Source organism: Pseudobutyrivibrio sp. OR37 (assembly GCF_900113655.1).
Lineage (GTDB): Bacteria > Bacillota > Clostridia > Lachnospirales > Lachnospiraceae > Pseudobutyrivibrio.
Map to the genome: position 1 here is coordinate 73981 of NZ_FOQF01000013.1, position 13801 is coordinate 87781.

The window sequence follows — 13801 nt, forward strand, 5'->3', positions numbered from 1 at the left end:
TCTCTAGTCCTCCTTTTTTAGCATTATATGTGATTTATACTTTCTGACATTTTGCTGCATTTTGTCTAACACCTTTACAACTACCTCGATATCCTCTTCAGAAATACTGTCAGTCATAAAATCCTCAACTTCCATGATTTTGGCCTCAGTAGTGAGGTTTAATTCACGTCCCTTATCGGTCACGACAATCTGCTTTTTTCTGCCATCTCCATCTACAGGAACCTTTTCTATCAGCTCTTCTTTTTCAAAAATTTGTATAATATCAGCTAATGTAGACTTTGGAAGATGGAAAATCTGCTCCAAATCCTTTTGAAAAATAGGCTCTGTCTGACGGACAAAATAAGCTAAAAGCCATCCATTTTTTGAGGCTGTGCTGCAGCTTTTGGCATCGCTAAGGCCTCTATTTACGGCGTTTTTCACCTCGCGGCTTAAGCAATCACATAAAAAACCTAAATGTGTTCTACTATCAAATTCTTTATGATCCATAGTTCTCCTTTCGTCCGATTTCGGATAGTCCGAATCCGAATAGTCCGAGTTCGAACTAATCGCAATTATACACCTGAATTTGTGTCCAATCAATAAACAAATTCTAAAAAAACTATTAAAAATTCCACGAGGGGTTTTTTCCGTGGTATAGTAGACAAAGAGTATAACTCACGTTATTTATTGTCAGTATAAATAATTAATATCATAAAAAGGAGTATGCAAATGAGAGAAAGAAGTAAAGATTTAAGAGTAAGGAGAACCCTCACTGCAGTCAGAAAAGCATTCAATGACCTTGTATTGGCTCGTAATTACAATGAAATCTCTATCACTGACCTCACTGAAAAAGCCGGAATTAACAGAAAAACATTTTACTTGCATTATTCTTCACTAGATGATTTGGTTTCCGAAGTTGAAGAGGAAATGTCTAGAGAAATTCTTGATAATATTGGCGAATACGCAAAAAAACTTGACCTCGAAGGTTGTATAACTTATTTCTACAAATACCTTGAGTCTTGTTCAAAGGTTGAAAAGAAGCTTATGTGTGATGAGCACTATGCATTTTTCTACAACGAGGTTGTAGATACTGTTTTGAAGAGCGATGAATTTTCTAAGTTCTTCTCAATGACACAGCATCCTTCAATCGTTCGTTCTTATACCAAGGCCATCACGGCTATCTATAAGGACTGGCTAAAGGAAGGAAAAGATACAGATTTCTCTGTACTTACTGATACTGCTAGTAAGCTTCTTGGAAGCGGATACTCAGGTATCATCAACAGAAACTAATTATTAAAAAAATAACTCCTGGTAGCTAATGCCTACCAGGAGTTTTATTTTCTAAAGGATTAATTTCATAGCTCCGTAGATACCAGCATCATTTCCTAATGATGCAAGTACAATCTTTGAATTGCGGCAGCCATGGAAAGCAATCTGGTTGAATCTGTATTCAACTTCATCTACTAAATACTGTCCAGCCTTAGAAACACCGCCTCCGATAACGAATGCTTCTGGATTTACAACACAAGAAATAACCTGAAGGCCCTGTGCAAGGTACTCACATGCTCTCTTAGCAATTTCCTTTGCAACTACATCACCCTTCTTAGCCTCGTCAAATACAGCCTTTGCATCAAGCTGCTCTACTGTTCTAAGAGTGCTCTCATCTTCATTCTGAGCAAGACGAATCTTAGCTAATCTAGCGATACCTGTAGCTGAGCAATACTGCTCAAGACATCCATGATTTCCACATCCGCATACATTTTCCTCTGTGTAATTAACTCTGATGTGTCCGATTTCACCTGCTGCACCATGAGCACCAGAGATGATTTCGTCATTAATGATGACACCGCCACCTACACCAGTTCCAAGTGTTACCATAACTGAGCTGGAATATTCCTTTGCAGCACCCATCCATGATTCTCCAAGAGCTGCTACATTAGCATCATTACCAGCTTTAACCTTAAGACCACCAAGGCACTCAGAAAACTCTTTTTCTACATTGAATACGCCCCATCCAAGGTTTACGCATCTATTAACCACGCCTTCTGCTGATACAGGGCCTGGGATTCCGATACCAACACCAACCACATCATCTGATGCGATATTCTTTTCTTCCATCTTTTTTACAACAGTCTGTGCTAAATTCTTAAGAATATTAACACCGCCGTTTGATGTATCTGTAGGCACTTCCCACTTCTCAAGAAGCTCTCCTTCAGCTGTAAATAACCCACACTTACATGTTGTGCCACCTAAATCTAGTCCAAAACCATACTTTGCCATTTTTTTAATATCCTCCATATATCTAATCTATTCTTCAACCACTGGTTCTGTTGTGGTAGTAATCTGTACATCTGTAGCATTATCTGGTATTACCCCCTCTGGTACTTCTGTACCCTCAAACGTTTGAGTAATAACCTGATATGTGCCTTCACCATCAGTCACTTCAGGGTTCTCCTGATCAAACTCACCAAACTCTCCTTCAGGACCTGCCTCTTGTTCATCAGCATCCTGTACAACGACTGGCTTTTTAAACTCTGCAGGAAGCTTCCCCTCATGGATTTTGACCATGAAATCCTGCCAAATAGCTGCTGGATAGGATGAACCTGTTAGACCAGGCACCTTCTTAGGCTGATCATAGCCTACCCAAATACTGGTGGTGTAGTATTTACTATATCCTACAAACCAACCATCTCTATTATCATTGGTAGTGCCTGTTTTGCCTGCCGCAGGCATATCACCCAGGGATGTTCCCCTTGCCGTTCCGTCAGTCAACACTGATTGTAGCATATCTGTCATGTTTCGTGCAGCATTTTCTTCATAAACTTTAACATCTTCTTGGTTACCTTCAAAAATAACGTTACCCACAGAATCTTTTATCTTTAATATGCAGGTTGGCTCCCTGGTATATCCGTCGTTATATATGGTTGCATAGCCCTTTGCCATCTCAAGCGGGCTCACTCCTACCGTAAATCCACCCAGGCAGGCAGCCATTCCATAGTCCTCTTTTCCAATATGAGAGAAGCCTAATGCTTTAAGATAATCTATGCCTTTATCTGGTGTAATTTCTGTATATAATTGCCACGCTATTGTGTTTTTAGAGGTTGATACTGCATCCCTTAAAGTTATCTCTCCGCTATATCTTCCACTGGCATTTTCCGGGCCATCTTCTATTTTTTCATCCACAACTATTGTATCTGGCGTATATCCCATTTCCAGTGCAGGGGTATAAACCAACAGCGGCTTGATAGAGCTTCCCGGCTGTCTAAAGCTTTGGAAGGCACGATTCAGGGTGTATCCGTTTACCTCCTGGCTTCGACCTCCAACTATGGCGTTTACCATGCCAGTCTCATTGTCTATGCACACTCCTGCAGATTGAAGTGAATAGATTCCCTCTTCATTAACATCAGTGAATTCCTCCAGCTGCTTATCTATGGAATTCTGGAGCTCTTCTTGCATATCCAAATCTATCGAAGTGTAGATTCTATAGCCCGATGTAAATAGCCCCTGATTGCACTCGTTGTATTTATCATTATAGGATTTCTCGTAAATCCCCTTTTCCTCATCTGTTTTAAAATCATTCTTGAATTCAAAGCCATCTGCCGCCATAAGCGCCCTGGTAGCGCAGTAATATACATAGGTCTCCACATAATTATTCTTTATACTATCTGGCCTTTGCAGACTGATGGTTTCCTTTTTAGTCTTGTTATAGGTAGCCTCAGATATTACACCATCATTTTTCATGGCTGTAAGTATCAGATTTCTTCTAGTGATTGTGTTTTCCGGATTTACTACTGGATCGTAGTAGGTTGGTGAATTAGGAATTGCCAGTAGATAGCATATCTGAGCCAAATCCAGCTCAGATATATCCTTGCTAAAATAGCCTTTTGCTGCGGCCTCCATGCCGTAGTAGCCATTCGCAAAATATACGTTATTTAGATAAAACTCTAGAATTTGCTCCTTAGAATACTTCTTTTCCAGCTCGGAGGCTATGAATATCTCTTCCAACTTACGCTGCCAGGTCTTTTCATTGCTTAGGAAAATGGTTCTGGCTAGCTGCATGGTGATGGTACTACCGCCCTGTGCCAGCTCCTTATCCTTAATCATTACATAGGCAGCTCTGGCAATGGCCTTATAATCCACGCCGTTATGCTCGAAAAACTTCTTATCCTCAATAGATACAAGGGCCTTTATGGCATCCTCCGGTATTTCGTTATAGGTGATATAATAAACATCCTTTTCGCCCTTTAGCACAGAAATGGTATCGCCCTTCTTATCGTACACCTCACTGGTTTCCGTCTGTCTAAAGGTATTTTGGTTAGATTTGCGCACTAAAAGATTGGCTTCTGTCTTTAATTCAGAAACCTGGGCTGCATACCCACTCACGTAATAATACGTAACACCCCCAATTACTACGAGCAGTAGCACTATTTGGATTTTGATTAATCTAAGGATTTTTTTATCCCTGGATTTCATTTACCTTCTACCCCCAAAAGTGTGTCCTACTTCTATAGTACCATAATGTCATTTCTTTGACATTTTTACCTTTAAAAATTTGTTTTTTATTTTTATAATCTTGTATTTAAAGCCTTTTACTCGTAATATAGATATAGTCTAAAAATAGGGAGGTTTTACCGTGGAAAAAGAAAAAATTGGTGTCACCAAAAACGGTGAAGATATCATTGCCTACACTCTTATCAATGAAAATGGTATGCAGGCAAAAATAATGAACTTCGGCTGTAATCTGCTTGAGCTTTGGGTTCCAGATTCAGAAGGAATTCTTTCAGATGTTGTTTTAGGATATGAAAATATTGAAGATTATTTTGTAAATGGCCCAGGCTTCGGTTGCTGCATCTGCCCTAATGGCAATCGCATCGGCGATAGCAAATTCACTCTCAATGGTGTTGAATACAAGCTTGATGCCAACGATGGCAAGAACAATCTTCATTCAGGCTTCCATCCTATGCACAAGCGCATTTGGCATGTGGAATCAGTAGATGATAAGCACATCACATTCACATGCCACAAGGCTGATATGGAATGTGGTTTCCCAGGAGAAATGGACATCACTATCACATATACATTAGGTGATGACAACTCAATTCGCCTTGATTATTCAGGCATTTCAGATGTTGATACAATATTCAACCCAACTAACCATTCATACTTCAATCTTAATGGTCACGATACTGGTTCAGTTATGGATCACATCGTTTGGGTGGATGCAGACAGATATACTCACACAGATTCAGAGTCTATCCCACATGGCGAATGCCCCGAAGTTAAAGGAACTCCAATGGATTTCACTACTCCAAAGGCTCTTAGCAAGGATACAGATGCTGATTACGACCAGCTTAACTGGGCAGGCGGATTTGACCACAACTATTGCTTAAATCATCACACATTAGATAAGCCAAGTTGCACACTTGAATCAACTCAGAGCGGCAGAAAGATGGAAGTTTACACAGATTTACCTGGTATGCAGCTATATGCTGGTAACTATCTTGATACATCTCACATCGGTAAGGGCGGATGTGTTTACGACAAGCGTCACGGCGTATGCTTCGAGTCACAGTTCTTCCCAAATGCCATCAACGTACCAGAGTTTGATCAGCCAATCGCAAAAGCTGGCGTTAAGGCTCACTCAACTACAATTTATAAATTTGTATAAAAAAAGGCTTCCCCCTTTGGGGGAAGCTGGCACCGAAGGTGACTGATGAGGGCTTTACTACAATTGACCCTCATCCGGCTGCTTCGCATCCACCTTCCCCCAGAGGGGGAAGGCTTTTTTTTATATAAAAGCTTTAATCTGCTTGTAGATACCTTCTGCATCTAATTCATACTTAGCAAGAAGCTTAACAGCAGGGCCTGACTCTCCGAATGTATCCTTCACGCCGATGCGAAGCATCTTTGTTGGGCACTTCTCTGAAAGAACCTCTGCAACAGCTCCACCAAGACCACCGATAACAGAGTGCTCTTCTACAGTTACAACCTTACCTGTCTTTGATGCACTCTTTACGATAAGGTCTGCATCGATAGGCTTGATTGTGTGGATGTTGATAACCTCAGCATCAATTCCATCCTCTGCTAACTTCTTAGCAGCCTCAAGAGATTCGTTAACCTCAAGACCTGTAGCAATGATTGTAAGGTCCTTGCCCTCTTTAAGAACAACACCCTTACCAATCTCAAACTTGTAATCTGGTCTGTCGTTGATTACAGGTACTGCAAGACGTCCAAATCTAAGGTAAACTGGACCATCCATCTTGTAAGCAGCCTCTACAGCAGCCTTTGCTTCTACATCATCAGAAGGGTTGATGATTGTCATGCCTGGGATTGTACGCATAAGAGCGATATCCTCGTTACACTGATGTGAAGCACCATCCTCACCTACTGAAATACCAGCGTGAGTAGCACCAATCTTTACATTAAGGTGTGGGTAACCAACTGAGTTACGTACCTGCTCAAAAGCACGTCCTGCTGCAAACATAGCGAATGATGAGCAGAATGGAACCTTTCCTGTTGATGCGATACCAGCAGCGATACCAACCATGTTTGACTCAGCAATACCACAGTCGATGTGACGCTCTGGGAAAGCCTTTCTAAAAATACCTGTCTTTGTAGCCTCTGCTAAATCTGCATCAAGAACTACTAAATTATCATATTTCTCACCGAGAGCAACAAGAGCGTTACCGTAGCTCTCACGAGTTGCGATTTTCTTTACGTCTGCCATTCTTACTCACCAGCCTTTCCTAATTCTTCCATTGCGATAGCATACTCCTCATCGTTAGGAGCTTTTCCATGCCATCCTACCTGGTTTTCCATAAATGAAATGCCCTTACCCTTAACAGTCTTCATGATGATAGCTGTTGGCATTCCCTTTGTCTCTCTAGCCTCTTTGAAAGCTGCACGAAGCTGGTCAAAGTCATTACCGTCTGCAACTTCTACCACGTGGAAGTTGAAAGCGCGGAACTTATCTGGAATTGGGTATGGTGTATTAACAACATCTACAGGTCCATCAATCTGAAGACCATTGTTATCAACGATTACTACAAGGTTATCAAGCTTCTTAGCGCCGGCAAACATTGCTGCCTCCCAAACCTGACCTTCCTGGATTTCACCATCACCTAAAAGTGTGTAAACTCTGTATGAATCATTTGAAAGCTTAGCAGAAAGTGCCATTCCTGTTGCTACAGAAATTCCCTGGCCAAGTGAACCAGATGAAGCATCAATACCTGGTGTATGCTGAACACATGGATGTCCCTGAAGGTGGCTTCCAATGCTACGAAGTCCCTTTAAATCTTCTACTGGGAAGAATCCGCGCTGTGCCAATGTTGAATAAAGGCCTGGTGCTGTGTGTCCCTTAGAAAGTACAAATCTGTCTCTGTCTGCCTTCTTTGGATCCTTTGGGTCGATATTCATCTCCTCAAAGTAAAGGTATGTGAATACCTCTGTTGCTGAAAGTGATCCGCCTGGATGTCCAGCTTTTGCAGCATGAACACCTTCAATGATGCCCTTGCGAACCTCAGTAGCAATTTTCTTTAGCTCTTGGTTTGTCATTTTTCTCCTCCTATACAATTAAATGGTTTACCCATTGTATATTATCTCATTTCGTCTAGAGTAATCAGCATGATGTTCTTTATTGCTGACGAAATGGTAATAGCATTTTCATGAAATCCCGCATTTGCGAAGACTATATAGAATGCATCCCCATGTCTGTGTAACTGCTTTGTTTTTTCAATCAACGATTTAAGCTGTGCAACCTCAATCGGTTCGTTTACATAGTAGCATTGAGCAAATATTGTGGCTGGATTGCCTTCACATTTACCTAAAGATACTAAATCGAAACCATCTGTTGTGCCAGTTTCATCGTCATTAACCCACCAATTTCCAATTTCTTCAACTGTGAATGGCAACATGTTTTTGTCGCTTCTATCCTTCAGATATTCGGCGCAAATCTTGATGAATACGTCCTTCATATATTCATCCATAACCTCTAATGCCCTATCCCATAAGGCATCCATGTTACCTGATATATAATCATCGTAATTTGGCACCACTACCTTGTACCAGAATAATGTGCTCAAGTTTACGATTGAATAGCGTGTTTTCTTTCTATTTGTGATTTCAGTGATTGCAGTGTCCTTCTTACAAACTCCTACTGCCATCAGTGAATTCAAATAAGGAACCACCACATCCTTTGGCTTTTCAACCTCTGCGGATATCTGATTAACTCTATTGATTCCCTTTGCAAGAGTGGTAAGCATATGATTGTAATATGCTAATTCTCTAAGCTCTGTGGCCATAACCGCTTCCGGGTTGATGCCAAGCTTAGTTTCTTTATCGAAAAATAGTTTTTTTGTAATTTCTTTAGCCTTATCCTCGGCTTCTACAGGCTTTAATCCAAGCTCTGGAGCATCCTCCACACCAAGCAATGCTGCTACCCTTACAAGATTATAAGGGATACCACCTGTAATTCCGTATAAATATGCAGCCTCCTTTGGGCTTGCATCACCAAAGAACTGGCATGAATCATAAAAACCTAATGGTTGTAACATTAAATCCAGGGAAATGGCATCCTTCCATAGGGCCTTCTTCCCTTTTATATATTTATCAACAAGCATGAATGCATCAGAACAAAGCACAAGCTTTACTGGAAGATTCTTCCACTCACCAGTGATATATTCATGCAGCTTTTTATCAAAATCAGAATCTGCTTTAGCTATATGGGGATATTGATCGATAATTATGAGTTGCTTGGTTTCTGAAGCACGTTTTGTGATTTCACTACAGAATCCATCAGCATCAAGAATTGAATCAGAGCCCATAACCCTGCTTAAAAGCTCAAACTGGTGCTTACTAGTCGTTTCGTAGGCTTCAAAGAATATTCCTTCCTTACCCCCAAAGAATTCCTTTAAAAGCGCGGTTTTACCAATACCAATCTGACCAGAAATTATGGCTACGTCAGCATTATCTCCCTCATAAAACTTATTTAGCTTTTCTATCTCGTCACTTCTACCTTTAAACATAACACCTCTCCTTTACACTGCATAACGCGTGCAAACTCATGGTATCACGTTTCAACTATTACTGCAATATCACTAAATTAAAATACATTCACTTTTAATTATTCTAAAGTAATTTAATGTTTGTTAATTTAACACTCATTACTTTAGCATTATCCCCTATTTTAATCAATAATGTAATATGTTTTTTTACCTTTTAATGGTCAAAAAAAGACCTGACGGCTGTCCTCCGTCAGGCCAAGGGAAATCTATTATTTACTCAACCTTATATGCATAGCCTTTTTCTTCTGCATTTGCATAGTTGATATATCCTTTTTGTCTATATGGATGAGCCATCCATAATCTATCTGCTGTATCCTTCCAGTTTTTTGCATATTCTGCGCACTTGCCGCATAAATGCTCTACCGGCTCTTCCTCCTGAACATCCGTTGAATGGGCTCCTGAACGTTTAACCATCTCCTGCAACAGCTCTGGATTTTCAAGCATTGGGCAAGGTCGAAGCATATTATCGTTGAAAGGCTGTCCCTTTCTATATTCCATAAACAATGGTTGCTGCAGTGCCTCTAGTAGTGTATTCTGGCGGATATTTGCCCCTGAATAGTGAATAAATACGCAAGGCTCCACATCTCCCTTTGGATTGATATGGCAATAATTTCTTCCGCCTGCAATACATCCGCCTACAAACTCACCATCATTCTGGAAGTCCATAACATAGATTTCCTTTCCGCCCTTATTTCCACGGACCTCACGAAGTCTATGATAAATATATTCTCTTTGCTCTGGAGATGGCATTAGTTCTGGTGTTGCATTCATTCCTACTGGCATAAGGTGGAAATACCAGGCAAATCTTGATCCATGCTCAATAAGTAAATCAAAGAACTCATCAGATGTTACTGATTCCATATTCTTAGCAGTATAGCATACTGAATTTCCAAAGATTAATCCATTTTCGTGTAATAAATCCATAGCCTTAAGGACCTTAGCGTATACTCCATCACCTCTACGGAAATCGTTTGCATCCTCAAAACCTTCTAAGGAAATTGAAAGTGATAAGTTTCCAACTCTTTTCATTTCATCGCAGAAAGCCTGATCTACAAGGGTTCCGTTAGTATAGCTGTGGAAGGCACATTCATTATGCTTCTCACAAAGCTTTATCAAATCATCTTTTCTAACAAGAGGTTCACCACCTGTAAACATATAAAAGAATATGCCAAGTTCCTTACCCTGAGTAACAATGCTATCTAATTCCTCAAATGTAAGGTTAAGCTTATGGCCATATTCCGCAGCCCAACAGCCCTTGCATCGCAGATTGCATGCACTTGTTGGGTCCATAAGGATTAACCATGGAATGTTGCAACCATATTTTTCTCTATTTTCTCTAATCATCTTTGTGCCTTTGAAGGCCGCCTGATATCCAAGGTTTAAAGCTGTCATCTTGGCAACATGTGGATTTGTTTCTGTTAGAAGTCTTGTAACATAGTTCATCCACTTCGAATCTTCTTGATTTATTAAATCTCTAGCTCCTGCAAAAGCTCCTGAACGGAAGCCCTTAGCATTTCCGCCCATCATTTTTTCTGTTAAATCTACAAGCTTTAATAAATTAGTCTTTGGGTCCTTTTTGATATTCTTAAGAACACCATCAATGGCTGCACCAAAAGCTGCACGTTCAACACTATCTTTAACTCCCATTCTACGTCCTCCCTTTTACAGTTTTTCTACTTTTAGTATAGAAAACCCTTTAATTTTCACCATATACAAAAAATTTTTTTGATATACATTTTTAAACACATCTCTTTTTCTGTAATAGTATTTTATACACATTCTTTTTTTTGTATTCATACTACATTCGTATTTTGTTTCAATTATTGTGCTATAATTATGTAAAATTAAAGTTAAAATTCAGTATATTTTGTTTATTTATAAGGAGTTATTATGCCTGGTTTTATTACTCATCTGCTCTTTGGTGAACAATCTATTTCATTTATTGAATCCGCGGATACAAGGTCTTTAATAGAAAGACATAAGACCGCTTTTTCCCTAGGTCTGCAAGGTCCTGATTTTTTCTTTTATCATATTCCTGCTTATCTATGCTATAAAAAGAATATTGGGAATATCATGCACCGAAGCCGTACTATGATTTTCTTTGATTGTCTTTTTGATGCCAGAAACAGCTTTGAGGATGCTCATTCAAGAAGAATCTGCGACGCCTATATTCTTGGATTTATTGGACATTATTCATTAGATACTGTCTGTCATCCTTATATTTACTACAAAAGTGAACACTTTAAAAATATGAAGCAGGGTAAAGCTTACGATTTTGGACGACACGTGTCTTTAGAAACTGATATTGATCATATTGTACTAAACCATTACAAGCATGTTTTCCCTAGCGAATTTGATTACGCTGGTTCCGTTTGTCCTTCTCCTAATGAAAAACGTGTAATCTCGGAGTTATTATATATCGCCATTAACAGAACTTATCCAGAAGATAAAATTCGTTTCGGTACAATACTTCATGCCATCAATTCCTTTATTAAGCTAAATGCAAAAATGAAGGATCCTTCTGGGCGTAAAAAAAGACGCATCAGGAAGATTGAACAAATCTTCTTCAAATGCGCCGTAATTTCATCTATGATACCAAGTGATTCTATTATTAAATATGCTGATCCATGCAACGAGGAGCATAACACCTGGTATAATCCATGGAACCCATCTGTTTTAAATATAGAAAGTGTATTTGATTTGATTAACAAATCCATGCCTGATTACATTGAACGAATGGATTTATATATGAAATCTTGTGGTAATACAGCTTTCATTGATTCAGAAACAGATGTCGTAAAAGAAACCAATCAATTTCTACATTACAGAAATAGTCTACTAGTAAGTTTGAGTGATTTAAGCTATTTAAGCGGTTTGCCTTTATAAAAATGGTTATTTATTAAGGAACTCTTTAATCTGCCCGTAAATAATATCCATTAATCTATGGCGAGCCTCAACTGCAGCCCATGCAATATGAGGCGTAATAATAAGCTTGTTACTATCCTTTATAAGCTTTAAAGGATTTTCATTTGCCATTGGCTCAATATCAAGCACATCAAGGCCTGCCCCTGCAATAGTATTTGTATTTAATGCGTCAGCTAAATCTTTCTCAACAATAATAGGACCTCTTCCTACATTGATTAAAATAGCTGACTCTTTCATCTTCTTAAATGCAGCTGCATTCATTAAATGCTCTGTATTCTTATCAAGAGGAGCGTGGATTGAAACTATATCCGATGTTGATAACAAGGTCTCAAAATCCACTTCTTTGTAGATATCTGAATGGTTTTTTCCACTTGTAGAATAATAAATCACATTTGCTCCTAAACATGTAGCAATTTCAGCAACACGCTTACCTATGGCTCCAAGACCTATTATTCCCCAGGTTTTACCATAAATTTCATTAAAATGCATCTCAAAATGGGTAAACAATTTATCATTTACATACTGCTCGGATTTAACATAGTTATCATAATAATTAAGATGTTCCATTAAATACATAACTAATGCAAGAGTATGCTGCGCAACGGCCTCTGTAGAATATCCAGCAACGTTTCTCCACTGGATTCCTCTCTTATCAAGATATTGCTTATCCAAATTATTAGTTCCTGTTGCTGTTACGCAAACAAGCTTTAAATTTTTTGCCATACCTATTGTTTGCTCATTAATAGGAACCTTATTCAAAACTATAATATCAGCTTCCTTTGTACGTTCAGCAGCCTCTTCTACTGTTGAATAATCATAAATAACTACTTCACCAAAATCATTAAAAGCAGATAAATCTATATCTTCTCCAATTGATTTTCTATCTAGAAATACAATTTTCATAGTGTTCCTCCTTAAACTAATCTTTAGTCATTATGCCATAATTATATTAATTGAAAAAGGTATATAACAAAAAAACTCTTCAGTAACAACTGAAGAGTAAAAAATAAGTGCCCAGAGTCGGAATCGAACCAACGACACGAGGATTTTCAGTCCTCTGCTCTACCAACTGAGCTATCTGGGCACGTAGTTGCGGGAGATGGATTTGAACCACCGACCTCCGGGTTATGAGCCCGGCGAGCTTCCAGACTGCTCCATCCCGCGATAGTAATAAGATGGGCGGTGGTGGATTCGAACCACCGAAGCAATTTGCAGCAGATTTACAGTCTGTCCCCTTTGGCCACTCGGGAAACCGCCCATATTAACAACATAGATTCAATTAAGTGGGACCTACAGGGCTCGAACCTGTGACCCTCTGCTTGTAAGGCAGATGCTCTCCCAGCTGAGCTAAGATCCCAGATAATATAAACGACCCCAGAGGGACTTGAACCCTCGACCTCCGCCGTGACAGGGCGGCGCTCTAACCAACTGAGCCATGAGGCCATTTTATAAAGTTGATAACAACTTCAAAACTTCATACAGATTAAGAATTAATGCTACATTTTCTTTTTTAGAATAAACCTTCGATCTATTAGTATTCATCAGCTGAATGCGTTACCGCACTTACACCTTGAACCTATCTACCTTATCGTCTATAAGGGATCTTATTTCCTTGAAGGAATGGGATATCTCATCTTGAGGGGGGCTTCACGCTTAGATGCCTTCAGCGTTTATCCCGTCCAGACTTGGCTACTCAGCTATGCCGTTGGTCGACAGCTGATACACCAGTGGTCCGTCCACCCCGGTCCTCTCGTACTAGGGGCAGCTCCTCTCAAATATCCTACGCCCGCGCCGGATAGGGACCGAACTGTCTCACGACGTTCTGAACCCAGCTC

General features: G+C 39.6%; 11 protein-coding genes, 5 tRNA genes and 1 rRNA gene. 3 read left to right on the forward strand and 14 right to left on the reverse strand.

The features are described 5' to 3' along the window. Window positions 1–3 precede the first annotated feature (3 nt). A complete protein-coding gene (locus BM097_RS08220) occupies window positions 4–486 on the reverse strand; it encodes a MarR family winged helix-turn-helix transcriptional regulator (protein WP_090547955.1) in 483 nt (160 codons plus the stop codon). A 222-nt stretch (window positions 487–708) separates the two neighbouring features. Here BM097_RS08220 and BM097_RS08225 point away from each other — a divergent pair, with 222 nt between their 5' ends. Further along, complete coding sequence (locus BM097_RS08225; protein ID WP_090547957.1) at window positions 709–1269, forward strand: TetR/AcrR family transcriptional regulator; 561 nt, start codon at window positions 709–711, stop codon at window positions 1267–1269. Window positions 1270–1320: 51 nt separating this feature from the next. On the opposite strand, the gene BM097_RS08230 is transcribed toward BM097_RS08225, so the two are convergent. Next, the gene (locus BM097_RS08230; RefSeq protein ID WP_090547959.1) at window positions 1321–2259 is read right to left on the reverse strand and encodes an ROK family glucokinase; all 939 of its coding nucleotides are present in this window, start codon (window positions 2257–2259) and stop codon (window positions 1321–1323) included. A 27-nt stretch (window positions 2260–2286) separates the two neighbouring features. Then, window positions 2287–4452, reverse strand: coding sequence for a transglycosylase domain-containing protein (locus BM097_RS08235; protein WP_090547961.1), 2166 nt, complete (start codon window positions 4450–4452; stop codon window positions 2287–2289). A gap of 160 nt (window positions 4453–4612) precedes the next feature. On the opposite strand from BM097_RS08235, the gene BM097_RS08240 reads away from it, so the two are divergent. Further along, window positions 4613–5647, forward strand: a complete 1035-nt coding sequence (locus BM097_RS08240; protein WP_090547963.1) for an aldose epimerase family protein — start codon at window positions 4613–4615, stop codon at window positions 5645–5647. Between the two features lie 120 nt (window positions 5648–5767). Here BM097_RS08240 and BM097_RS08245 read toward each other — a convergent pair whose 3' ends face one another. From BM097_RS08245 to BM097_RS08260, 4 genes are all read right to left on the reverse strand, one after another. Further along, window positions 5768–6706, reverse strand: coding sequence for a transketolase family protein (locus tag BM097_RS08245; protein WP_090547969.1), 939 nt, complete (start codon window positions 6704–6706; stop codon window positions 5768–5770). A 2-nt stretch (window positions 6707–6708) separates the two neighbouring features. After that, complete coding sequence (locus BM097_RS08250; RefSeq protein WP_090547971.1) at window positions 6709–7533, reverse strand: transketolase; 825 nt, start codon at window positions 7531–7533, stop codon at window positions 6709–6711. Between the two features lie 41 nt (window positions 7534–7574). After that, the gene (locus BM097_RS08255; protein WP_090547973.1) at window positions 7575–9002 is read right to left on the reverse strand and encodes an ATP-binding protein; all 1428 of its coding nucleotides are present in this window, start codon (window positions 9000–9002) and stop codon (window positions 7575–7577) included. Window positions 9003–9254: 252 nt separating this feature from the next. Next, window positions 9255–10688, reverse strand: coding sequence for a radical SAM/SPASM domain-containing protein (locus BM097_RS08260; protein WP_090547975.1), 1434 nt, complete (start codon window positions 10686–10688; stop codon window positions 9255–9257). A gap of 243 nt (window positions 10689–10931) precedes the next feature. Between BM097_RS08260 and BM097_RS08265 the strand changes: the two genes are divergently transcribed. Beyond that, entirely contained in the window at window positions 10932–11927 is a 996-nt protein-coding gene (locus tag BM097_RS08265) for a zinc dependent phospholipase C family protein (protein WP_090547978.1), read from the forward strand. A gap of 6 nt (window positions 11928–11933) precedes the next feature. Here BM097_RS08265 and BM097_RS08270 read toward each other — a convergent pair whose 3' ends face one another. The 7 genes from BM097_RS08270 to BM097_RS08300 form a co-directional block, all read right to left on the reverse strand. Next, the gene (locus BM097_RS08270) at window positions 11934–12869 is read right to left on the reverse strand and encodes a D-2-hydroxyacid dehydrogenase (protein ID WP_090547981.1); all 936 of its coding nucleotides are present in this window, start codon (window positions 12867–12869) and stop codon (window positions 11934–11936) included. 108 nt (window positions 12870–12977) lie between these two features. After that, window positions 12978–13050, reverse strand: a tRNA-Phe gene (locus BM097_RS08275). A 6-nt stretch (window positions 13051–13056) separates the two neighbouring features. Beyond that, window positions 13057–13130 (reverse strand) — tRNA-Met (locus BM097_RS08280). Window positions 13131–13142: 12 nt separating this feature from the next. After that, window positions 13143–13224 (reverse strand) — tRNA-Tyr (locus BM097_RS08285). Window positions 13225–13250: 26 nt separating this feature from the next. Further along, a tRNA-Val gene (locus BM097_RS08290) sits at window positions 13251–13323 on the reverse strand. 12 nt (window positions 13324–13335) lie between these two features. Next, a tRNA-Asp gene (locus BM097_RS08295) sits at window positions 13336–13409 on the reverse strand. 68 nt (window positions 13410–13477) lie between these two features. Next, window positions 13478–13801 (reverse strand): 23S ribosomal RNA (locus BM097_RS08300); the annotation flags it as partial.

Bases quoted from the DNA above. Each gene is read 5' to 3' on its own strand.
- BM097_RS08220 (WP_090547955.1), bottom strand. From the start codon at position 486: ATGGATCATAAAGAATTTGATAGTAGAACACATTTAGGTTTTTTATGT.
- BM097_RS08225 (WP_090547957.1), top strand. From the start codon at position 709: ATGAGAGAAAGAAGTAAAGATTTAAGAGTAAGGAGAACCCTCACTGCA.
- BM097_RS08230 (WP_090547959.1), bottom strand. From the start codon at position 2,259: ATGGCAAAGTATGGTTTTGGACTAGATTTAGGTGGCACAACATGTAAG.
- BM097_RS08235 (WP_090547961.1), bottom strand. From the start codon at position 4,452: ATGAAATCCAGGGATAAAAAAATCCTTAGATTAATCAAAATCCAAATA.
- BM097_RS08245 (WP_090547969.1), bottom strand. From the start codon at position 6,706: ATGGCAGACGTAAAGAAAATCGCAACTCGTGAGAGCTACGGTAACGCT.
- BM097_RS08250 (WP_090547971.1), bottom strand. From the start codon at position 7,533: ATGACAAACCAAGAGCTAAAGAAAATTGCTACTGAGGTTCGCAAGGGC.
- BM097_RS08255 (WP_090547973.1), bottom strand. From the start codon at position 9,002: ATGTTTAAAGGTAGAAGTGACGAGATAGAAAAGCTAAATAAGTTTTAT.
- BM097_RS08260 (WP_090547975.1), bottom strand. From the start codon at position 10,688: ATGGGAGTTAAAGATAGTGTTGAACGTGCAGCTTTTGGTGCAGCCATT.
- BM097_RS08265 (WP_090547978.1), top strand. From the start codon at position 10,932: ATGCCTGGTTTTATTACTCATCTGCTCTTTGGTGAACAATCTATTTCA.
- BM097_RS08270 (WP_090547981.1), bottom strand. From the start codon at position 12,869: ATGAAAATTGTATTTCTAGATAGAAAATCAATTGGAGAAGATATAGAT.